This is a genomic window from Pseudomonas sp. LTR0 (assembly GCF_036630035.1).
GTDB classification, from domain to species: domain Bacteria; phylum Pseudomonadota; class Gammaproteobacteria; order Pseudomonadales; family Pseudomonadaceae; genus Aquipseudomonas; species Aquipseudomonas putida_Y.
In genome coordinates, this window is record NZ_CP123734.1 from 3,367,396 (window position 1) to 3,390,189 (window position 22,794).

The 22,794-nt window shown below is 62.5% G+C and carries 18 protein-coding genes; 8 read left to right on the plus strand and 10 right to left on the minus strand.

Translation table 11 applies throughout. From position 1 onward, the window contains the following. Window positions 1-30 precede the first annotated feature (30 nt). The 8 genes from QCL51_RS15575 to QCL51_RS15610 all read right to left on the minus strand — a co-directional run bounded on the left by QCL51_RS15575 (window position 31) and on the right by QCL51_RS15610 (window position 15,555). A complete protein-coding gene (locus tag QCL51_RS15575; protein WP_021782827.1) occupies window positions 31-726 on the minus strand; it encodes a putative DNA-binding domain-containing protein in 696 nt (231 codons plus the stop codon). Continuing rightward, window positions 719-1,552, minus strand: coding sequence for a DUF692 domain-containing protein (locus QCL51_RS15580; protein WP_103444095.1), 834 nt, complete (start codon window positions 1,550-1,552; stop codon window positions 719-721). Before QCL51_RS15580 ends, QCL51_RS15575 begins: the two co-directional genes overlap by 8 nt. A 74-nt stretch (window positions 1,553-1,626) precedes the next feature. Continuing rightward, window positions 1,627-2,118 carry a hypothetical protein gene (locus tag QCL51_RS15585; protein ID WP_003250451.1) on the minus strand — a complete coding sequence of 164 codons (492 nt, stop codon included), beginning with the start codon at window positions 2,116-2,118 and terminating at the stop codon, window positions 1,627-1,629. 173 nt (window positions 2,119-2,291) lie between these two features. Beyond that, the gene (locus tag QCL51_RS15590; RefSeq protein WP_021782830.1) at window positions 2,292-2,834 is read right to left on the minus strand and encodes a DUF4174 domain-containing protein; all 543 of its coding nucleotides are present in this window, start codon (window positions 2,832-2,834) and stop codon (window positions 2,292-2,294) included. 227 nt (window positions 2,835-3,061) lie between these two features. Beyond that, on the minus strand, window positions 3,062-7,555 hold the full coding sequence (locus QCL51_RS15595; RefSeq protein ID WP_103444094.1) for an NEL-type E3 ubiquitin ligase domain-containing protein: 4,494 nt from the start codon (window positions 7,553-7,555) through the stop codon (window positions 3,062-3,064). 97 nt (window positions 7,556-7,652) lie between these two features. Next, on the minus strand, window positions 7,653-12,074 hold the full coding sequence (locus QCL51_RS15600; RefSeq protein ID WP_103469220.1) for an NEL-type E3 ubiquitin ligase domain-containing protein: 4,422 nt from the start codon (window positions 12,072-12,074) through the stop codon (window positions 7,653-7,655). A 78-nt stretch (window positions 12,075-12,152) separates the two neighbouring features. After that, a complete protein-coding gene (locus tag QCL51_RS15605) occupies window positions 12,153-14,513 on the minus strand; it encodes a DNA polymerase II (protein WP_103469221.1) in 2,361 nt (786 codons plus the stop codon). Window positions 14,514-14,634: 121 nt separating this feature from the next. Next, window positions 14,635-15,555 carry a LysR substrate-binding domain-containing protein gene (locus QCL51_RS15610; protein WP_021782834.1) on the minus strand — a complete coding sequence of 307 codons (921 nt, stop codon included), beginning with the start codon at window positions 15,553-15,555 and terminating at the stop codon, window positions 14,635-14,637. Window positions 15,556-15,715: 160 nt separating this feature from the next. Between QCL51_RS15610 and QCL51_RS15615 the strand changes: the two genes are divergently transcribed. From QCL51_RS15615 to QCL51_RS15650, 8 genes are all read left to right on the plus strand, one after another. Further along, entirely contained in the window at window positions 15,716-16,504 is a 789-nt protein-coding gene (locus QCL51_RS15615; RefSeq protein ID WP_103444092.1) for a YqcI/YcgG family protein, read from the plus strand. Window positions 16,505-16,506: 2 nt separating this feature from the next. Continuing rightward, window positions 16,507-17,133 (plus strand): LysE family translocator, encoded by a 627-nt coding sequence (locus QCL51_RS15620; RefSeq protein ID WP_021782836.1) that lies wholly within the window; start codon window positions 16,507-16,509, stop codon window positions 17,131-17,133. A 39-nt stretch (window positions 17,134-17,172) separates the two neighbouring features. Continuing rightward, window positions 17,173-18,255, plus strand: coding sequence for a hypothetical protein (locus QCL51_RS15625; RefSeq protein ID WP_021782837.1), 1,083 nt, complete (start codon window positions 17,173-17,175; stop codon window positions 18,253-18,255). Between the two features lie 138 nt (window positions 18,256-18,393). Further along, the gene (locus QCL51_RS15630) at window positions 18,394-19,089 is read left to right on the plus strand and encodes a sel1 repeat family protein (RefSeq protein WP_021782838.1); all 696 of its coding nucleotides are present in this window, start codon (window positions 18,394-18,396) and stop codon (window positions 19,087-19,089) included. A gap of 147 nt (window positions 19,090-19,236) precedes the next feature. After that, the gene (locus tag QCL51_RS15635) at window positions 19,237-19,929 is read left to right on the plus strand and encodes an AzlC family ABC transporter permease (protein WP_021782839.1); all 693 of its coding nucleotides are present in this window, start codon (window positions 19,237-19,239) and stop codon (window positions 19,927-19,929) included. Next, complete coding sequence (locus QCL51_RS15640; protein ID WP_103444091.1) at window positions 19,926-20,240, plus strand: AzlD domain-containing protein; 315 nt, start codon at window positions 19,926-19,928, stop codon at window positions 20,238-20,240. The genes QCL51_RS15635 and QCL51_RS15640 overlap by 4 nt, the downstream gene beginning before the upstream one ends. Continuing rightward, complete coding sequence (locus QCL51_RS15645) at window positions 20,237-21,082, plus strand: AraC family transcriptional regulator (protein ID WP_338443689.1); 846 nt, start codon at window positions 20,237-20,239, stop codon at window positions 21,080-21,082. Before QCL51_RS15640 ends, QCL51_RS15645 begins: the two co-directional genes overlap by 4 nt. Before the next feature lie 168 nt (window positions 21,083-21,250). After that, window positions 21,251-21,478, plus strand: coding sequence for a hypothetical protein (locus QCL51_RS15650; protein WP_003250422.1), 228 nt, complete (start codon window positions 21,251-21,253; stop codon window positions 21,476-21,478). Window positions 21,479-21,524: 46 nt separating this feature from the next. On the opposite strand, the gene QCL51_RS15655 is transcribed toward QCL51_RS15650, so the two are convergent. Continuing rightward, window positions 21,525-22,007 carry a copper chaperone PCu(A)C gene (locus QCL51_RS15655; protein WP_021782842.1) on the minus strand — a complete coding sequence of 161 codons (483 nt, stop codon included), beginning with the start codon at window positions 22,005-22,007 and terminating at the stop codon, window positions 21,525-21,527. Beyond that, window positions 22,008-22,616: an SCO family protein gene (locus QCL51_RS15660; RefSeq protein ID WP_003250418.1), complete on the minus strand. Its 609-nt coding sequence runs from the start codon at window positions 22,614-22,616 to the stop codon at window positions 22,008-22,010. Between the last annotated feature and the right edge of the window lie 178 nt (window positions 22,617-22,794).

Consider the following 22,794-nt stretch of genomic DNA (forward strand, 5'->3'; position numbering starts at 1 on the left):
CCGGGGGCTGCTGCGCAGCCCCCAATGCCTTCAAACGGTTCCGACAATGACACCCTGCTCGCGCAATGCCTGCAACAATGCCAACCCTTGCTGCACATCCCCGCCCAATGCCTGCAGCCGCTCTCTTCCAGTCCCCTGCTCCGCCAGCAACCGATACGCCATAGGGGCCAACCGGGCAAAGCGCACCTGAAACCGGGCATCGCGATAAACCAGCAGCAAGGTAGGCGACGCCGGGGTAGCCGTTGGCTGGTAGTCCACGCCAATGCGATCCACCGGCCAACGATAGGCCAACACGCGCGCCACACAAGACAACAACGGCTGCCCATCCAGCAGGTCTCCACCTGGATCATGCGCCGGGTCCTCGGCATCGCTCAGGTACAGTTGCGCCTCGACCCACTCATAATGCGCCAGCTCCAGCTGCCAAGGGGTGTCCAGCGCCACACCTTGCAAGTAGTCGACGAACGTTTCGGCAATTTCGGTAAACAACGGCGTCTGGCAACGGTAACTGGCGTAGAAATCACCTACTCGGGCATGCCAGCGCTGCTCGCCCAACGCCTGGCGCATGACCGGGAAGCTGCCAGCCAGCAAGCCTTCGATGGCGCCATAGAACAATTCGCGGTAAACCCTCAGGCGGCGGGCCTCGACGCCGGGCGGCGGGGCATGGCGCTGCGGGTCGCGCAGGTGACGGGCCAAGGCATACTGCTGCGCACGCAAGGTCTCATTCATCTGCTTGCCCTCCGGCAGCGCATTGCACAGCACGCATACGCGCCGTCTCGGCCAACAGTTCGGCCAAGGGTGGGTAGTTGAAATCACGCTCCAGCACCGTCGGCCGTATGCCGAAACGCGCACAAGCGGTGGCGTACAGCGTCCAGACATCTTCCTTCACGGCGGCCCCGTGGGTATCCACTTTGAGGTCCGGCGCTTCATCGTAATGCCCGGCAACGTGCATACCGGTCACGCGCGCCTGGGGTAGGCCTGCAAGAAATTGCCGGGCGTCGTAACCATGGTTGCAGGCGTTGACATAGACGTTGTTGACGTCCAGCAGCAGGTCACAATCAGCTTCATCAAGCACCGCCCGGATGAAGTCGAGTTCGCTCATCGCCTGATACGGCGCGGCATAGTAGCTGATGTTCTCCACGGCAATGCGCCGCTCCAGCTGCTCCTGAGCCTGGCGTATGCGCGCGGCCACATGGCGTACGGCTTCATCGGTGAACGGGATGGGCATCAGGTCGTACAGGTGCCCGTCATCACTGCAATAGCTCAGGTGCTCGCTGTACAGTCGCACCTGGTATCGGTCGAGAAACTGCCGGGTCTGCTCAAGAAAATGGCGGTCCAGCGGCGCGCTGCCACCCAGCGATAAAGACAACCCATGACAGGTGACAGGAAAGCGCTCCGCCAGCTGGGCCAGGCCCTTGCCGTAGGCGCCGCCCACGGCAATCCAGTTTTCCGGCGCACACTCCAGAAAGTCCACTGCACCCGCCTCCATGGCCAGCAGTTCCGGCAACAGGCCGCGACGCAGGCCTAGCCCGATGTTCAACATTGCGGGAAACATAAAAGCTCTCCAACAGGCACAACGCCCCACCTGGCCAGCAGGAGGAGCGTTGTGGCGTTTCATGGGGTAGAAAGTCAGGGCTTGCCGGTCAGGTGGCTGAACAAGCCATCAGGCATGGCCTTGCCATTGGCCTGATAAATCGCCTTGAGGTGATCCGCCGCTTCCTGCTCGGAGATGAAACCGTCATGGTTGCGGTCGATCGTGTCGAAATCACGGGCACGGTCCTTGGCCACCGCCAAAAACTCATCGCGCGAGACCTTGCCATCGTGATTGCTGTCGGTTTTGGCGAACGAGGCGTCGCCACACTTGCCTTCACCACACTTGCCCTCAGCCCCGGCCTTGGCGCCGGCGCCGCATTTACCCTCACCGCACTTGCCTTCGCTTTGGGAAGCCTTGCCGCTGCCGCCGCACTTGCCTTCACCGCACTTGCCCTCGCCGGCCACTTTGGCCGAAGCCAGTTGGTAACCTTGGGCCAGCGGCTCGACGGCGAACGCACTGTTGCTCAATGCCATGCTGCCGATCAGGGCGGCGCCGAGCAAGCCGAGGGTGTTTTTTGCTTGAGTCATGATGCAGCTCCACTGGGTTGGAAAGTGGAGCCATTAGGCCGTCGCAGTTTGTCGGGGATGTATCGTGCCAGGCGCGCTTTTGTATGGCAGTAGGTCTGCAGCACAGGCAGATACAGTGCGATACACACCACCCGGCAACGGGCCCCAAGGTGCCTTGGGGCCATGAGCCGTATTTAGTCTTCCAGCGGTTTGGGCGGGGCTGCGGGCTTGGCCGGCTTGCTGTCCTTGGCCTTGGCTTGCGGGGTCGCCGCTACGGGCTCGGGCGCCGCCAGTGCCTTTTCACTGGCGGGCAGTTCATCGACCGCCTTGAAGATCACCTGCGGGTCGATGGCCTCGCCGCTGTCGTCGTCCTTGAGCATGTGCCGCTCACCGTCCTTGCCCACCAGAATCACCTTGGTACCCTTGCTCGCACCCAGCTTCAGTTCCCGAATCAGGGCCATTGTGGTCTGCTGCTCGAGGTTCTTGTCCTCTCGCTTGCCCATCATGTTGGCGACGCTGTACAGGACAAGGTTGCGCTCCTTGAACGCTGCCTGGGTGGCCGGGTCCTCGAGCGCCTTGTTCAACCCTCGCAACGTCGGGTCGGCACTGCTGGGAGCGATAACCACCAATGGTCTGGTCTTGCCCAGTTCCTTGGCTAGAGGCGCATCACTGTCTGCGGCAAACAGGGGGCCGGCAACAGCAAGCAAGGTTGCGAGGGTCAGTGACCGGACAAGCATGCGTATCTCCTTATTGTCTCGATATACCAATGACTACAGATCACGGAGAAAAATCCGACAGGGAGCCTAAACCACTTCATTCCAGAAAGGGGTGTGCAAAAGTAACTGTCGATTTCCGAGCCACCTGAAGCCAAGACTACGGCGCTGGTAAAACCACTGTCAGCTTGATTGAGCATAGCCCAAAGCCGCTGTGGCAGGGCCAGGCACCCCCTTGCCCTGAGCGCATGTCAACGCACATCGATCGATGGCCCCTTGGGTCCAACTTCCATCGCTTGAATCGTCATATCCAGCATCAGCCCTCTGCGTGCAGCGCGCTGTGCATCACGAATGGCATCCGCCTGGTCGATCATGGCCCCTTCGCTCAGCGCTTCGTCGTCAAGCACCCTTTCAAGTTGCCTTCTGAACGGCAGGTCGACCGCAGCGAATCGCTCAGGATGGGAACGCTCCAGGTGCGCCTGCCAGAATTCACGGTCAACCATGGAGCGGGCAATCTCTTCCGGCGTTTCCGCATCCCGCACCGCAGCCTCTGCTTCTGCCAGGTCCGCATCCAGGACGCCTGAGATCGCAAGGAAGCTCATTTCTCCCACCTGCAGTGGCAAGTCGAGACGCTCCCTCAGCCCGACCCTGAAAGCCAGCCCCACCTCGCTTCCTTCCAGCGTCCTGCCATGCTGTAGCGCCCATCGGGTAGCGAACATGTCGACTGCATCCTGGCGCCATAAACGTCTGCCCAGGTCTAGCAAAGCACGTTCGCTTTCTCCCTGAGCCGCGTGCTCAACCTGCCAAACCAGCAGGTTCAGTTCAAGGTTGCTCAAGCACCAGGTTGCACCATCCTGGCACCCCCACTCATCATTGGCCACTGACAGCAAGTTCTGCCGCAGCTCTGGCGTAATGGCCATCGCTTGCAATACCGCCATGACCCGATTGCCCAGTGCACGCGCGTTGACACGAAAGTCTTCGGACAGCAACAACTGGCGAAGCACCCGGAAGAAACGCTCGGCGTCCTGCCCTGAATCCAGCGAGTCCCAGGCAGCAAGCATCAAGCCGCGATGCTCCGGAGCCACGGCATCCCCCCATACTTCACGCGCGTGCTGCAGCCGCAGAAGCACTTGCTCCTCGTCGAGGGCCGGATCGACGCTACTCAACGAAGCCTGCAAGCGTAACGTCTGGGCCTCGCCCAAGGGGTTCGCATTCAAGCGGAACCGCCGCCGCTGCCACACGGGCAACTGGTAGAAACCCTCTGGAATGTGCCTGATCCGGTTATCCCGCAAGTCAACGGATACCAACTGAGCGTTGTCGAACACGCCCAGTGGAAACTGCGAGATCTGTGTGCCGCGCAAGTTCAGCCAACGCAACTCAGCCAAGCCCGCCAACGTGAACCTGCTCCCCAGGGGGTTGTGGGACAGGTCGAGAGACTGCAGGCTCGTGCAACTGGCCAGTGTGGCGGTTTGTGTAATGTTCAGGACGATCCGGTTGTTGGTCAGGCTCAGATGCCGCAGCTGCGCTATCTGCAGCAACGGCTGCGGAAGGCGCGTCAACAGGTTCCCACCCAGATCGAGGGTTTGCAGGTTAGGGAAAGCCAGCAACAGGCTGCTGGGCACCTCCAGAAGGTCAAGGTGCAGCAGCGACAGGCTGGTCACACCTCTGAAGCTGACCTGTGCGGGTATGTTGGGCAAGCCGCTCGATCTGAAATTGCAGAACATGACATGGAGGTTTTCCTGTGCATTGATCTGCAGTTCCCCCACGCCCACCGACCGCCGCCAGCAATTGAACAACGTCTGGCGTAAAGCCTCTCGATCTTCCCTGACATCGCCCTGCCCTCGTGCCACCCAGGTATTCAGTGTCATGCGCAGGATGGCGAACTCATTGCGAAGGTCAGCCAGTACGTGTTCAATCTGATGCCCTGAACGCCTGGCGTCATCGGCGAAGGTCTCGACCTGCTCATCACTCAACCACGGAAAGAGATCACGCAGCGTTGCCCTCAGGGCATTGCCCCTTGATGCGAAACCACCTACTCCGCCACCACCCAGCGGGTAGCCAATACGTCCATCGGCCAAGCGCATGGGCCCTCGGACAGCACCTGGGCGTACCGCGCCAAGCAAACGACTGATCTCATCACGATGGCGTGCTGCTTCGCGCGCCAACATCACCCTGAGGTTGTGCGCGAATGGATCGCCGATCCCCATCACCTGCCGTTGCCCTTCGGTATAGGCTGGCGCCATGACGTCGAACAACTCACCTGCCTCACCCAGCGCCGTGCCCTGGCTGCCATGCAGTTGAAACCTGCCGTTCAGATGTACCAGATCGAACGCCCGCGGCCCTTGCTCAGTCTTCGCCAGCATCGGCCCGCCCAGGCTACCTTCGTACAGACGCCAGCACACACCTTGGTCGCCTCCGGGTAGATACCGCAGCAAGCCCAAGGCCACCCGTGCCAGGTCTGCTTGCTGCGGAGTATCAAGGTACAACGCTTCAAATACCCGAGCCTGGCGTGTCGCCAGCACACTGCCCCTTGCCGCCTCGGCCAGCCCCAATGCAACCCTGCCGCTGGACAGCAGCCGCGTGCGATCAATGCTGCTGGCGGTCTGTACCAGTGCTTGCGCAGTGCGCGCGCTCAGCCCCGGGAACACCCGACGCAGCGCCGCGCTGCCAGGGGTGTCGCTGGGCTGCAAGGCTTCGAAAAGGTGCTGCAGCAGTGTTCGGCGTTGCGTCCATGCCAGCGCGGCCAGTGCCTGACCTGTCAGGCCACTCGCGCCTGGCAAGCGCCGAGCGTGATCGAGCACTGTTGCATCTTCTACCGGCTCGCCGCTGCGCAGACGGCCAATCATGCTGCGGATGCGTTGATCAAGCCTGACCCGCTCCACACTGTCGATCATCCCGGGGCTCGGAGGCTGGGCGTGTACATGCAAGCCCCGCACATAGTCGCCATCAAGGCCATGGAACAGCAGAACCTGATCAATCTGTTCGTCATTCAGCCCATTGAAGGGCTCACCCAAACGCCGGAACATGCGGTATCTGTCAGTCCACCGAGCCGGTTGCTCGCTCCACAACCGCCAGGCACCTGCGCCATTGTGGCGCAGCAACGGCCCGTGGCCGTCGACCGGATGCAACTGCCATTGATCATCACCTGCCTCGGTCACGCGATAGTGATGCCCGTCCATTTCGATCCAGGCCCGCCCGTCCTGACGCCGAATACCCAAGGCGTCCGGGCTTGAGGCGGCAACGGGGGCCTGGCTTTGAAACGGCGTCACGTCTTGTTGCCAGAGTTTCTCAGTGCCGTCCTCCAGCCGAGCCGGCACCATGGCATCGACCTTCGCAGAGCGTGCCCAAACCCGTCGAGCCACACCCACCCCGGCGACCGTGGTCGCCAGCACGGCAAGGTCTGTCGCCACATGGGTCAAATGGTCGAGCGCCTCCTGGCGATCGCCTTCCTGCCAGGCCTCGACGCCATGGTAGACCTCGCCCAGCAGTTCGCAGGCCGTCACGGCCAGCAGCGCCAGGCCAACCCCAGGCACAAAAAAACTGGCCAGGTTGAGCAGCGCCCATCCTTCGGCGGCAAGGCGCAGGTCATGCTGGCGCTGAACCTCACGATCCAGCCTGGCCACAGGGACCGCGATCATCGCCGCATCTTCCTTGATCTGGTGGATACGTGCCTGCGCCAGGCTGATGAACAACGGCTGTGGGTAAGCCTGCAAACGCGGTTCGAGATCGCGAAAAGCCCAGCTCGGCAGATCATCGAAGCGCTCCGCGACCTGGGCAAAAAAAGCCTGGCTGTCACGCCGCAGCACGAAGCGGCTGAAGAAACGCTGATAGGCCTTGTCTCGCAAGCGGCGGCCCAGTTCGCGGTTCAGTTTGTCGAGGCTCTCGAACGCGCGCCAAGGCGAAAAAGGGTCCCCAGGCACGTAAAGCAACACCCGACGCGTCGTGTTGAACAAAACGCCCTGCTCAACCACAACGAACACAGTCACCTGCTCAATCTGGCAGCCCAGCAACTTCAGTTGCCTGGCCTGCACAAGGTCGCCCGCCAAGCGAGGCAGCTCACCCTTCTCGCACACAGCCACCATCACATTGAGTTCGCTGGCATCCAGCGTTCCCTCCTGCCTGGCTTTGTAGGCGTCCGCAAGCATGGTGTAGCGCGTGGCATCTACAAGCTGTGATACCAGGCGCTCGGCACTGCCAGCGGGCGTGAGGATGGCATCCAGATGACGTTGATAGCACTCACCCAGGTCCAGCTCACGGCACAGTCCGGCAAACTCGATGCTTGTAGGGGGTTTGACCGTGCCGTGGCGTGGAAGCAGCAGGCGGTTACCACGCGGCTGGCCACCTTCCTGCGCCTGGGCGGCCGTGAAGTTGCGCAATGCCACTTCGAGCAGCGGCTTTTCTTCATAGACCACGGCCGTCAGGTGCGCGCCCACCGGCTGACTGTTGATCACAGCTTCCCGGCGGCCCTCCAGAAACCTGAGCGAGTAAGGGTTACGGCCAAGCCCGTAACGCTCGTCGAGGGCCTTCCCCAGGGCTGATGCGACGAAACGGTCGATGCCCTCGATACCTCGCAGCACCGTGTTCACTTGCTCACAGCAGCGAAGGCTGTTTGCCAATGCCCTGCCGATATCAGGCAGTTGCTCAGCAGGTGCATGACGCAACCAGGGTGGCAGGCGCCTGCCGATGATGCCGTCCTGGAAAGCGTCGATGGCGGCCTGCGCATCTGACGGCAAAGTGGTGTCCATAGCGGGGGCCTCTTCATGAAAAGAGGCCAGACTAAGTTGCCTGCTCCCCGCCAGGCGCTATATAGCTAATGCCTGCGTTCAGACAACCGCCAACCCGCTAGCGGAGCGGACGCTGCACCGTGTTCCGGTCCAGCGCCTCCAGCGTCAACTGCAGCAACACCGCATGCTCGCGTTGCTGATTGCGGATCTGCAGCCGCGCGATTTCCTCGTCCCGATTCCCCAGCGCCATCAGCCGTTCCAGCTCAGCGTGCATGGATTGGGGCACTTGCAAGCGAACCGCCGAGGCCTTGCGCAAGTAATCCTGCCAGAACCACTGGCGTGACAGGTAATCAGCAATGCCCTCCCGAGTCTGTCGCGCCAGGATCCTTTCACGGGCCAGGAGAAGGTCCTGATTACTCAAGGCAGGGATCCCTGCATAAAGCATTTCATCGGGTTGGGCAGGCAAGTCCAGAGACTTGCGCAAGCCGATTCGATAGGCCAAGGCGAATTCGATCGATTCAGCACCCGCCCCCACCCGATAAGCATGTTCAGCGGCAATTTGCTCAAGCACCGCCAACCGCCACATCCGGGCACCGAGCTTCAGCAAGGCCCGTTCAGGCCGGGCAGATCCGCTGTGCCTCGTGCGCCATATCATCACTCGCAGTTCCAGGTCGGCGAAACGCGCGGTGGCGTTATCCTGGCAACCGGTCGCCGCTGCGTGCTCGAACAGCTCTTGCCTGAGGGCATCATGCTCAGACATCGCCTGGAGCATGTCGAACACACGGGCCGCCAGCGCGGATGCAGTCGATGAGAAACTGAAGGCGCCGGATTCTGTCAGCATCGACAGGGTATTGAAAAACTCTTCCGATTGCTCCTCGGCCTCCAGATGGGCCCACAGTGCCGCCATTTCATCTCGACGTTCGCCAGGCAACGCATCCAGAATGCGCAACCGGTAAGGCACGCGACTGGCCTCAAGCAAATGCCAGGTTGAAACCCCGTCATATGCTGCCCCCAGCGGATTGCCGGAAAGCTCGACCCTGCCCGAACGCCACAACTGCGACTGATGAAAACCCTCGGGCAGTTCAGAAATACGGTTGTCGCTGAGGTTCAGGGTGTGCAGTTCTGGCGCGTCCATCAGCCCGTAGGGGCACTCGGGTAACTGAGTGTTCGACAGGTAGAGGGCATTCAGCTCGATCATTGCCTGGACGGAAAATGCCCTGCGCAACGGGTTGTCCGAAAGGTTCAGGTACACCAGGGACCGGCAATCTGCCAAGACCAACGCCTGGCCTTGGTCGAGCGTGATCTGGTTACCAGACAAGTCGAGTACCTCCAGCCTCTGGACAAGCATCAGAGGCAATGGCAAACGCGTGAGTCGGCAGTTGGTGATTTCCAGGTTGCGCAAGTTGGGAAACGCCCGCAGAAACTCGTCCGGAACGTGCTCCACGCGCATGGCGCGCAAGGCCAGGATCGAGACGTGGGGAAAGCCCACTTGCGCGGGCAGGACCGGCAGCTGGCGCAAGCGGCTGATGGTCTGGGTCAGCATGAAGCGCCCGTCCTCCAGTGCTGCTTGCCCTTGCAATTCCGGCACAAGACAGCGCCAGCAGTTGATCAGCCCCTTTCTGAACTCACGCCGGGCGGCCAGTTCTGGTGACAGCAAGGCACTGCGTGCCCACTGGGTCAAGTGCCTCTTGAGCACCCCATATTGCTGCTCCAGCATAGATAACCTGGCCTGCGCGTCACTTGAGGCCAACCAGCGCTCGATCTGTTCGTCGGTAAAGGCCGGATACAGGTCTCGCAACCGGGCCTGAAGCGCCCTTGGCCTGTTTAGCCCTAACGCCCCCCAGAGCCTGCCGCCCGCCATGGGGTAACCAATCCGGCCATCAGCCAGACGTTGCGGCGCGAGAAACGAGCCGCTCGGCTGCTCCAGCCTGAGCAGATTCACCACAGTCTGGCGTTGGTCGAAAGCCAGGTTGGTCAGCGCCTGGCGCAGCGCAGGCACAAAGGGCTGGCCTTGAGCGATGGCCGCTTGCGAGGCGTCGTCATAGGCTGCGGCCAAGGTCTCGAACAACTCGCCTGTCTCACCGATATCCGTTTGCGTTCGGGCACGCAGGCGGAACAGCCCATGACGATGAAGCACGTCAAATGTCTGCCCCGATCCCTCGACCGTCAACAACGGCTCGCCAGCATCACCGTCGAACAACCGCCACCCCGGCCCACCAGCCCCCGGCACATGTACCAGCATATTCAAGACCACACGCGCCAGGTCGAGGTTTTGCGGCGTATCGATGCACAGCGCCTCAAACACCCGCGCCATTCGGATTCGCGCAACCTGCAACCTTGCTGCCTCGGCCACCAGCAACGGCACGCGCCCCGTCTCACGTAAAAGCTGCAGGTCATCCTCGCTGGCATCGCGCAACACCTCATCGGCGGCCAAGCGATGCAGGCTGGCAAAATTCTGTCGTAAGAGGCGGCCAGTGTCCGTGTCGGGATTCTGCTCATCGTACATCGCCTGTAGCAGTTCTCGTCGCCCGGCCCAGGCCACATCGGCCAACGCTGCCCCGCCCTTGCCGGCCGCCTGTGGAAGGCTCATGACCCGCTGCAGCAGTTGCGGGTCTGCGGTTACACCGCCCTCGCGCAACTGGTTGACCAACGTACCAATCCTGCCAGCGAGCCGCACGCGCGTGACGGTGTCGACCAACGCTGCCTCCGGCGGTCGGCCATACACATGCCAAGCTCGTAGGTGCTGATCATCGAGGCCATGGATCGCCAGCGACCGGTCGATCTGCGCATCGTCAAGGTCGCTGAATGGCCCGCCCAGGCGGCGGAACAACTGGCGTGTGTCGCCCCACTCGGCGGGCTGCTCGCACCACAGCCGCCAGGCACCGGCCCCATTGTGACGCAGCGGCGGCGCATAGCCCTGATAAGGGAGCAATTGCCACTGTTCATCGTGGTCGTGCCAGGTCATCTCATACCAGTGCCCGTCCATGCTGATCCAGCGGCGCTCGCCCAGGCGGTGCATACCCTCCATGTCCGGCTCCGCCGTGTCTGGCGGGCTTTCGCAGCGATAGGGGCTGAGGTCTGCGTTCCACAGTTTTTCCTCACCGTTTTCCAGCTGCGCGGGCACCAGCTTGTCCACTACGCTCCAGGCGCGCCGGGCCGTGGCAACGACGGCAACGGTTGCCCCGACAGCCAGCAGCCCCTTGCCTACATTCAGCAGATGCGCCAGTGCCGCATTGCGTTCGTTGTCCTGCCAGTCCCCTACAGCCTGGAACGTCTGCTCAAGCAGTTCCCAGGCCATCACCCCCAGCAACACCGCGCCGATGCCCGGAACGAAGAACCCTGCAACACCCAACAGGGTCCAGCCTTCAGCGCGCAAACGGCGGGCGTGTTCGGCCTGGACCTCGCGATCAAGCAAGGCCACGGGCGGGGCGATGACCGCAGCATCGTCCTTGATCCGGGCAATCCAGTCGTCAGCAAGGTGTTCGAACAGTGGCAGGCGATAGGCAAAGGTCTGCTCATCAAGGTCCCGGGTTGCCCAGCCGGGCACGTCATCGAGGCGCTCACTGACGGCCGAGAAAAATCGCTGGCTATCGCGCCGGCGTACGAAGCGGTTGAAGAAACGCCGGTAGTCATCTTCGCGCAGGCGTTTGCCAAGCACCCGGCGGGCGTAATCGTCCAGGTCGCTGCGCACGCTCCAGGGGCCGTGCGGGTCACCCGGTACATAGACCAACACGCGCTTGCTGGTGTTGAACAACAGGCCCGCGTCGATTACGTCCAGCACAACGATCTGCTGCAAGCGGCAGCCGAACACCGCCAACTGTCGCACGCGAACCGATGCGCCTTCGAGCTTGCCGAGCGTGTCCTTGGTGCAGAGCGCCACCACCCACTGCAGTTCCTCTGCGCTCAATACGCCCTGCGCCTTGGCTTGCAGGGCATCCACCAGCATGCTGTAGCGTTGCCGGCGTGTCAGCAATCCCCTGACTTCGGGCTGGAGTACCGAATCCAGATGCGCCTGGTATTTCTGCCCAAGATCCAGCGTTCGACACAACCTGGCGAAGCCCGGTGCAGACAGTTCACTACGCTTTGCGCCGCGCACATCGACCAGGCAATTGCCCTGTGGCTGGTCGCGTTGCTGTTCTGCGGTGAAATTGCCTAAGGCGGCCTCGAGCAGAGGGATGTCGTAGTAATCGCTGCCGACAACCGGAAGCCGACTGGTTACATAATGGATCGTGGGCGAGGTAAAGGTGTACCACTGGCGAAAGTACAGGCGATCGGCGTCAAGGTCGCCGTGGGCACCGAGCGCCTGCTGCAGCAAGGGCTGGGTAAATGCATTCAGGTTGCGTAGCCGCGCCAGCGCTGACGACAAGCCTGCGCGGCAGGCCAGCAGTTCAGGCAGCGCCTCGCTCAGCAAGGTGAATTCGGCCATGCTCAGCCGCTTCATCCAGGCCGGCAGCCGCTGTGCAATGTAGTGATCCTGGCATGCTTGTGCCATGGCAAGGGTATCGACCACAGCCGATGGTTGACTGCTATTGTTCTGCATCTCTGCCTCCGCGACGACATGGAGGACCGAGTCTGAAGACTGTAGCGTCATGCTGACGCCTAGCTATCTACCACCCGCTCAGAACAGCAGTAACTGATGGTCGGTAAGACGCGCGAAATCATCGCCGACAAAGGGCAGGATGGCATCGGCCACCGGCAGGAGCTGACGGCTGATGTAGTGATCGTAGTCGATCGGTGCCTGCAGGTTTTCCAGCGGCTCAGGGCCAGCGGTGGTGATCACGTAACTGATCCAGCCCCCACGCTGGTACTGCAGGGGGCGCTGCAGACGCCTGTTGTAGTCGTCGGCAAGGCGCGCAGCACGCACATGCGGCGGCACGTTGCGCTGGTAATCGGCCAACGGGCGACGCAGGCGCTTGCGATAAACCAGCAGTTCGTCCTGCTCGCCCGCCAACGTTCGCCGCACATACTCGCGCACGTAATCACGGTAGGGCTCGCTGCGGAACACACGGCCGTAGAGTTCCTGCTGGAACTGCCGGGCCAGCGGTGACCAGTCGGTGCGCACCGATTCCAGGCCCTTGTAAACCATTTCTTCAGCACCGTCGGGCCGCTGCACCAGGCCGGCATAGCGTTTCTTGCTGCCTTCGTCGGTACCGCGGATGGTGGGCATCAGAAAGCGCCGGTAATGCACCTCGAACTGCAACTCGAGCGCACTCTGAAGGTTCATGGTCTCGTGCAGATGGGCTTGCCACCATTGGTTGACCTTTGCCACCAGCTCGCGGCCGATGCGCGCCGCGTCTGCCTCGGCATGGGCGCCCTTGAGCCAGACAAAGGTGGAGTCGGTGTCCCCGTAGATCACATCGTAGCCGCACGCCTCGATCAGGGACCTGGTCTGGCGCATGATCTGGTGGCCGCGCATGGTGATCGACGACGCCAGGCGCGGGTCGAAGAAACGGCAACCGCTGGAGCCAAGCACTCCGTAGAAGGCATTCATGATGATTTTCAAGGCCTGTGACAGCGGCGCATTGCCCTCGCGCTTGGCCGCTTCCCTGCCCTGCCACACCCGTTCGACGATGGCTGGCAGGCAGTGCTGTGTGCGTGAAAAACGCCCACCACGAAAGCCCTCGACCGAATGTGCGTCGTCAGGCAGACGCAGGCCTTCGATCAGCCCGACCGGGTCGATGAGAAAGGTACGGATGATCGACGGGTACAGGCTCTTGTAGTCCAGCACCAGCACCGAGTCATAAAGCCCTGGCCGCGAGTCCATGACAAAGCCGCCGGGGCTGGCTTCGTCCGGGCGGCTGCCAAGGCTGGGCGCGACGAAGCCAAGGCGGTGCATCTGTGGAATGTACAAGTGACAGAACGCGGCTACCGACCCACCGCTGCGGTCCACGGCCAACCCCGTCACCGACGCACGTTCGAGCAGGAAGTCGAGCAGCCGGGTATGGGCGAAAATGCGCGTGACCAGTTCGCAGTCCTTCAGGTTGTAGCGCGCCAGGGCCGGTTTGTCTTCGGCGAAGCGGCGATTGATTTCGTCCATGCGTTGGTACGGCGTGTCGATGGCCTTGCCTTCACCCAGCAGGGTCTGGGCAACGTTCTCCAGGCTGAACGAGGGAAAACTCCAGGTAGCCGAACGCAGCGCCTCGATGCCATCGATCAGCAGCCGCCCCGGCGCATCGGCGAAGACATGGCCGCCGCCGGCATGGCTGCGCAGGGTCATGACCGCACCGTTGCGCCCCAGGGCCAGAGGCACCTGCAACGACTTGGCGTGCTCATGCAGCAGGCGCAGGTCGAACTGCACCAGGTTCCAGCCAATGATCGCGTCCGGGTCATGCCTGGCCATCCACTGGTTGAGCCGGGTAATCAAGGCGGCACGATCAGCGCAATACTCCAGGTCGAAGTCAAGCCCGCTGGCATCGCCGTTGGCCGGGCCGAGCATGTACACCTGACGCTGACCACAGCCCTCCAGCGCGATGCTGTACAGCTCGCCACGCTCGCTGGTCTCGATGTCCAGCGACACCAGGCGCAGCGCCGGGCGATAGCCTGGCAGCGGCCTGAGCTGGGCGTCCCGGTAAACGCCCTGCGCATCCGGCTGACCAGTGAACTGCACCGGCGCCGTGATGAAGCGCTCCATGAGGTAACGCTCCGGCGGGCGGATATCGGCCTCGAACACGTCGATACCGGCCGTGCGCAGACGCTGCTCCAGTTGCATCAACTGGCGATGCTGGCGGGTATAGAGACCGAGCATCGGGCGATGCTCGAAGTCTTTCAGGCGCAGTGGCTTGAGCTTGGTCCCTGCTTCGTTGGCCAGCAGCCCACGGGCATGCTCGGCCTGCGCCTGAGGAATGAAAGCCACAGACTCCTGCGCCGCCAGCCGCAACAGCCGCGGCCCGGCATCGGTGGCCAGCCAGAACTCCACGCAGGTGCCTTCCGGCGTATCGTGCCAGTGCCGGGTCAGGACAAAACCCTGCTGCAACTCCACTGCGTCGACCTCTGGATTGTCTGTAGATGGCGTTATTCTACCTGTGTCGTGCCTGGCATGAGTGTTTTAGCGCCTGTTACGCAGCCGGTGCATCCTCGCCGACTGATGCTCGATCGGGTATTCAACCGTACAGGTAGTTGATGTCCTTGTAGACCAGCGGCGGTACCCGGCCGAGCAGGAAGTCACGCAGCTTGTGCATCTGCCGCGCTTTTGGGCTGGCCTTGAGCCAGGTCATGTAGTAACCGTCGCCGGTGGCCACGGCATGTTTGAAAGGCGTGACCAAACGTCCGGCGGCCAGGTCGGTACTGGCCAGTACCAGATCGACCACTGAAATGCCCAGGCCTTGCTGGGCGGCCGATATGCCCTGGTCGAGGGTATCGAACACCTGCCCCTGATCGATGCTGATGTCCAGCGCATCCATTCGCGCCAGCCAACGCCGCCAGTCACGCCGGTCGGGCGACGGGTGCAGGAACTCGCATCGGGGCAGGTCGGACAGTTGCGGATGTGCCTGCGTCATGTAATCCGGATGACATACCGGGATCAGCCATTCATCGAACAGCTTGAAGCTCTCGATATCGGCGGGAAAACGCCCGCTGGCCAGGAGAATGGCGCAGTCGTAGGGCTCGGAATAGAAGTCCACGCTGTCGATATCCATCCACACACTGGATAGCTGCACGCTGCAGTTGTCCTCGACCTTCTTGAAGGCATCCAGCGCCCGCAGCAGCCAGCGCACCGTAAGCGTGGACGGCGCCTTCAGGCGCAGGCCGTAGCGATCCTGACGCAGCAGTGCGCAGGCATTTTCGATGATCTTGAAGCCCACCTTCAGCTCTTGCGCCAGCAGGCGGCCGTGCTCGGTCAGGCTCAATTTCGGCCCCCGACGTTCGAACAGGTCGCAGCCGAACAGGGCTTCGAGGGTCTTGATGTGGTGGCTGACGGCGCCCTGGGTCAAAGCCAGCTCTTCAGCCGCACGGGTGAAAGAGCCATAGCGAGAGGCCACCTCGAAGGCACGCAGTGCGTGCAAGGCCTGAATCCGTTCCGACATGGCGGCGTCCCGAGCATGAGTAAGACTAATAGTAGGTCATAGTTCCACGCGTTTTACAACGACAGGAGCGTCTCGGAAAATGCTGGTAAATAACAAACATCACCAAGATCCTGCCTGCATGTGACTGGAACGTTCACTTAAATCAACGCCTGGGGAAATCATGTTTACGGGATATGGAAATTGCTATCGCCTGGATGCGCTGGAGCTCGCCGCTGAACATGGTTACAACATGCAACACTGGACGTTCAAAACCATAGAACACTTCCGCAACATTCTTGCCAACCCCGAATTCCCCTGCCTGTTCGGCCGCAAGGCGGTAAACGGCGAAACCTGCCACATTCTCTTCGCCCGCGCCGAGCAACTGGCCGATGACATCGCACAGGGCCTGGCCAATTACGTGCGCACCGTCGCACCGATCGCCCCCAAGCAGCGCATCGGCAGCCCTTTGGTGGTGTTTCTCGAAACCGCAGCCGGCAGCAGCCTGGCCGAGCAGCAGGCCTTGGCCTGGAAGGTACTGCGCGGCGTGCACGCACGCGACCCACACCCTTGGCCTCAGAGCATCCCGACCGATCCCGACGATGCCGGCTGGTCGTTCTGTTATGCCGGCATGCCACTGTTCATCAACATGAACTTCCCCGGTCATCAGCAGATGAAAAGCCGCAATCTGGGCCAGCACATCACCTTCGTCATCAACCCGCGGGAGAACTTCGACGAAGTGGCCAACGCCAACACCGAGAGTGGCAAGCGCATCCGCGAGCGCATTCGCGAGCGCGTGCACCACTACAACGACGGCGTTGTGCCCGACACCCTTGGCTTTTTCGGCGATACCGACAACTACGAGTGGAAGCAGTATCAACTGCAGGAGACAGGCTCGCTCAACCCGTCACGCTGCCCGTTCCACGCCCATGCCGCACACCAGGCGACACCCGACATACTGATCGAGAACTGACCGTGAATACCGCACTCACCGCCACCTATGCCCTCACCGTGCTGCTACTGATCGCCACTCCCGGCCCGGTGGTGGCACTGATCGTCAACACTGCGGCCGCCTCCGGCTCGCGCAAGGCCATGTTCACCGCCGTCGGCACCAACTGGGCTTCACTGGTGCTGATCGGCGCGGCAGCCTGGATCATCCTCACCAGTGCCGCCATCGACAAGGCATGGCTCAGCACCATGAGCCTGCTGGGCTGCCTGTTCATCGGCTACATTGCCATCGGCACGCTGAGGGACGCCCTGCGCGCACCCGCGTCTGACTCGGCGAGCGAGGCCCCCAAGGCTGGGCGCGGTGGGCTGATGCAAGGCTTCATGGTGGGCATTTCCAACCCGAAAGACATCATTTTCTTCATCGCCTTCTTTCCGCAGTTCATCCAGATCACCGAATCATTCGGCAAGAGCATGGTGGTGCTGTCACTACTGTGGGTGGCCATCGATTTCGCCGTGCTCAGCCTGTACATCTTCGCCATCGGCAAGATCGCCTCGCAGCGCAGCAACCGCGTCATCAGCCTGGCCTCGGGCGTTGCCCTGCTGCTGATCGCCGCCGGCGGCTTGCTTTACAATCTCAAGGAACTGGCGGCCTGAATCTGCTGCACCGCGCCTGGCATCGGCGAAGGAGAGACCATGACCACGATTGACACGCGCCCGTCTCCTTCTCCGCTGCAGCAGGACTACCAGCGTTTTCTCCTGCTGGGCAGTCGCCGTGCACCCTATACCCTGCATGTGCACGAAACCGGCTACCGCTCCGGCACCATCAACACCGATGCCCTTGGCTTGCGCTACAGCCATTGCGCCGGCAAGCGCTTTTCGGCGGCCGAGCACGGTGGTGCGTCACGCATCAACCTGCTGGTCGGGGGCTCCACAGCCCTGGGCATCGGCGCCAGCTCCGACGAACACACGGTGGCCTCGCACCTGTCGATGCTCACCGGCGAAGTCTGGCTGAGCCTGGCCGGCTGCGGGCTCAATGCCACCCAGGAATTGATGATGTTCCTGACCCACCAGCACCGCCTTGGCCAGCTCGGCCATGTGGTGGTGCTCAGTGGCCTCAACAGCCTGGCCCACGAAGCCCTGTGTGAAGTCCTCGCAGGTACCAACGACCCGCAGCATGCTAAGGCCTACCAGGCCTTTCTCAACAGTTTCAGCGAAGGCCTGCAGCCCTGCGCACCACCCCGTCGGCAGTCGCTGTGGCGGCGTATCGGCCAGGCGCTGGCGCCTCCTGCGGCCGCGGCCCCGGTCAGCTGGCCGCTGTCGCCCCCGGAAAAACGGCTGGCCCGTGCCGCCGACAACATTGGCCGTACCTTGCGCCAATGGGACCGCTTGCTAGCAGACAGCCACGCCACGCTCACCTTCATCCTGCAACCCTTGCTGCCCTGGTGCAGGGATACTCTGCCCGCCGGTGAGCAAGCCATGCTGACCGCGCTTCAGCAACAACCGGCGAACTTCGACCGGCTGCTGGAGGGCGCATTCGACAGACAGTTGCATTCGACATTTTTCCGCCGCATCAAAAGCCAGGCCGACCCGGTGCCCTGCTACGACATGAACTGCATGCTCGACAGCTCGCCAGTGTTCGGCGCCGACCTGTTCATCGACCGCCTGCACCTGAACGATCTGGGCAACAATGCCTTGGCCAAGGTGATCACCGCCAAGCTTGGGCTGGCCCAGGAAAAACATGGCCAGCGCAAGGTCACGCCGATCAAGCTCGTCTGACAGTTGCCGAGTGGTCTTTCGGCCACCCCTCTTGGATGGGTAGAATACGTCGTCGTTACGATTTGTCCGAGGCGCACGCTTGACCGCCATGAACACCGAAGCCGTCCATCCGTACCTGGCCATCCATGGGGTTCGCCTGTGAGCCTTGTGCGACGCCTGCCCCCGCTGTTGGCTGCGCTGGTGCCACTGGCCGCGCAAGCGTTGGAGGTACGCATTGACCCTCATGCCGACTTGCTCTACCGTCAGGCCTTGCCGCTGCTGGAGCAGGCCGATGACCAGGGCGATGCTGCCAGCACGCTGCGCACCGCAGTGGGCGGTGACCCCGAGCTTAGCCGCCAGGGCCAGGCCATGGCCCACACTTTGCCGACAGCGGTAGCCCTGCTGAAAAAATCGGTAGCGCTTGGCCACCCGGTTGCGCAGTACCGCCTGGCGCTGTACTACATGACGTACCTGCCCGTCGCGCAAATCCCGGAGGCCGCCTGCCCGTTGCTCGAAGCCAGCCTCAAGCAGGGGTTTGCCGCACCCGCGCCAGCCATCGCCACCTGGTGCCGGCCCTACAACGTCAGCAGCGAGTACCGTACAGCGCTGGAGGCCATCCCCAGCATGGCCACCGTGTACGCCCCCTACTACCCGCAACCGGCCACACGCCTGGCCTGCAACCGCAGCCGGCCACAAGGCCTGGAAATGCTGTGGGGGCGTCAGCGCGACTACCAGGCCGAGGTGTACCGCCTGCTTGGCGACCTCGACCCACAGCAGCGCACGAGCCTGCTGCAGAAAGCCGTAGACATCAATGGCTGCGCAACGGCGCAACAGCTGCTGACCAGCCGCCCATAACCCAGGTGCATTCGGGGCCGCTTTGCGGCCCTGTTGTCAAGTGGCCACTGAGGTTGAGGCGAACACACGTCGACCAGCAAGATCGTTCAAGCCATCCCCTGCCCCGTCTGTCATGCTGGCCTGCCACGTAGCCGTAATGCAGCCATCATGCCCCACATCGCCCGCCAAGCCTTCCTTCACGGCGCCATTGCCATTATCCCGTTGTCCCTGGCCGTTGCCCCTTGGGGACTGCTGGCCGGTTCCATGGCCATCGAGGCCAACCTCAGCGCTTGGCAGGGGCAAGGGCTGTCGGCCATCGTCTTTGCCGGCGCCGCGCAGCTGGTGGCCATTGGCATGCTCAAGGGGGGTGCCAACCTGGCGTCGATCCTGCTCACCACCCTGCTGCTGACCTCGCAGCACCTGCTGTATGGCCTGTCGATGCGCCCGGTGCTATCCAGCCAGCCGCTGCGCTGGCGCCTGGGCCTGGGCTTTCTGCTGACCGACGAATTCTTCGCCCTGACCAGCCAGTACGACCAGCAGCAATTCAACCGCTGGTATGCCTTGGGGGTGGGCCTGACCTTCTACATCGCCTGGAACCTGTTCACGCTGGCCGGCATACTGCTGGGCCAGAATATTCCACACCTGGACCAGTTCGGTCTGGATTTCTCCATTGTCGCCACTTTTGTGGCCCTGATCGCGCCGCTGGTGCGCAACCTGGCCACCGTGGTGTGCGTAGCCGTGTCGCTGTTTTGTTCGGTGCTGTTCAGCTACTGGCACTGGGAAACCGCCCTGGTGGTCGCAGGCCTGCTGGGCATGAGCGCCGGGTTCATCTGCCAGAAATTCGCCGGAGCCCGCGCATGACCTGGATCCTGATTTTCGCCATGGGCGCCATCGTGTTCCTCAACCGCTACGCATTCCTGGAGCCGCGCCTGCCCTTGCGCCTGAGCTCGAATGCCCGGCAGTTTCTCGGCTTTGCCGTGCCGGGCATGCTCACCGCCATCTGCGGCCCGATCATCTTCATGGCTGACCACCAGCTCAACCTGAGCCTGCTCAACCCCTACCTGCTGGGCTCCCTTGTGGCCATCGCCCTGGTGCTGTTGACCCGCAGCGTGTTGCTGAGCATGCTGGTGAGCATGTTGATCTTCTTCTTTCTACGCAGCTGGCTGGCATGAGCACACCCTTGCGCGAGCAGACACACCTCTGGCAGGCGCCAGCCCTGGGCGACGTCGAGATGCTGCACGCTCGCTACTATCAGCAGCGCTTCGCACCGCATGTGCACGAGGGCTACGTATTCACCGTGATCGAGTCGGGCGCCCAACGCTTCTGGCACCGCGGCAGCGAGCATCTGGCACCGGTCGGCAGCATGGTGCTCATCAACCCCGACGAACTGCATACCGGCGCTACAGCCCATGAAGCCGGCTGGCGGTATCGCGGCTTCTATCCCGAGCACGAGCGGGTCACCGGTGTGCTCGACGAACTGGAACTGGGCCGCCATGGCATGCCCAGTTTCAAGGACAGCGTGATCCATGACCCGGCCCTGGCGCTCGCTTTCAGCCAGCTGCATCAGTTGTCCGAAGCCAGCGCCAGCGCCTTGCAGCAACAGACGGCCTGGCGCCAGGCGGTGCTGGCCCTGGTGCAGCGGCACGGGCAGTGCGCCGAGCCTTCGGCACCTGGCCACGAACCCCTGGCCGTAGCCCGCGCCCGCGAACTGCTGGAAAGCCAACTGGCCGACCCGCCCTCACTGGAAACGCTGGCGGCAGCAGTCAACCTGTCGCCGTTCCACTTCGCCCGGGTGTTCCGCCAGGCCACCGGACTGCCACCCCATGCCTGGCTGAAGCAACGCCGCCTGGCCCGCGCCCGCGAAATGCTGAAGCACGGCCTGGCCGCTTCGCAAGTGGCGTTCGACCTCGGCTTTGCCGACCAGAGCCATTTGAGCCGGCAGTTCAAGCAAGCCTATGGGGTGACCCCGGGGGCCTATCGGCAAGCCTGCGTTCACTCTGCTCTACGCGCGTGAGAGGCAGCGCCCTCTCGAGAATGCAGACCCGCATGCTGTTTATAAGTAACGAGTTGTTGCTGCGCCGCAAGAGCAGCCACTTGCAGCTGCCGCAGCGCGCCTTGCAAAGGCCGCAAGAGCCTGGCCAACCCTCTGCTACACTGACAAGGCTGAACGGAGGATCCTGCCATGTCCGAAAGAGAGCTCACCACCCTTCTGTCGTTGATGAACCAGCGCCAGGCCTGTCTGAGCAGTGCCTGCAAGGAGATTGCCGACTGGATCGACCGGCAGGGCGATGTGCCCGCCGCCGGCAAGATCCGCGCTAGCCTGAAGGCACTGGAGGCCGATGAGGCCCAGGTTCGAAAGACCCTGACGTCGCTGACCCTCGACAGGCCGCTGCCGCGCTTTCGTAGCTGAAAGGCGCAGTTGAAAAAAGGGCCGCTGAACGCGGCCCTTTGATCTGTCAGTGGTTCATGTGCATGTGATCATGCCCACCACCCGCGTCGGCGTTGAGTGCACGCACTTGTGCCTGAACTTCCAGGGTTTCCTTGGCGCCCTTGGCATCCTCGATGGTCAGGGTCAGAGGCACTTTGTCACCCTCCTTCACCTGATTGTGCAGGCCCATCAGCATGACATGCAGGCCATTCGGGTCCAGGGTCACTGCCTTGCCGGCTGGCAACTCGACAGCCTTGACCTCACGCATGCCCATCACGTCACCGTTCATGGTCATCTCGTGCACCTGCACAGTCTTGGCCACGGGCGAAGCCACGCCTACCAGCTTGCTGTCGCTGCTGGCGGTCAGGACCATGAAAGCACCGGTGGACTGCTGGTGCGGCACGCTGGCACGCACCCAGGCATCACTCACGGTGGTCTGGGCCAGGGCCGGCAAGGCCAGCCCCATCAGTACCAGGGCAGCCAAACCGCGTTTGATCGGTTGCATCGACATTCAGCAGATCTCCATCAGGGTGACCAGGTCTTCGGCACATTCCTTGGCGTTCAGGGAATGGCCCAGGCTCAGGCGCAGGGTGCCACGTGTATCGTAGACGTAGCTGGTGGACGAGTGAGAAATGGTGTAGGTGTCTCCGGCCGGAACCTTCTCGTAGAACACCTTGAATTCCTTGGCCACCGCGGCAATTTCCTCGGGGGTGCCGGTCAGCGCGGTGAACGTCGGGTCGAAGGCCTTGACGTAGGCATCGAGCACCTCGGGCGTGTCGCGCTCCGGGTCCAGGGTGATGAACACCACCTGGAACAGGTCGCGGTCGCGTCCCCTCAGCAGCTTGCGAATCTGCGCCGCACGCGCCAGCGTGGTCGGACAGACAGCCGGGCACTGGGTGAAGCCGAAGAAGACCATCGGCATGCTGCCGTAGAAGCTCGACAGGGTGCGCACGTTACCTTGCGGGTCTTTGAGGCTGAACTTGCGCCCGAGGATTTCGTTGCTCATGTTCTTGCCGTACTTGAACTCGAGCCCCCGGGCCGGGCTGCAGCCTGCCAGCAGGCCAAGCCCGAGAACGCCCATGCCGGCGACAACCGCACGCCGGGTCAAAAGATCATTCATGAAACCATCCTTTACAGGGAAGGTGCCGGCCCTCGGGACGGGCCGGTCGAAAAACCGGGGCATTCTGGCATGACACCCAGAGGGGTTCTACCCGACCAACGCGGGGATGGCCTGCAGCCCTTTGAATACGGGCTGCGGCCTGTTGTCGCAGGGGTTGAAACCGTAACACTTTGTTGCT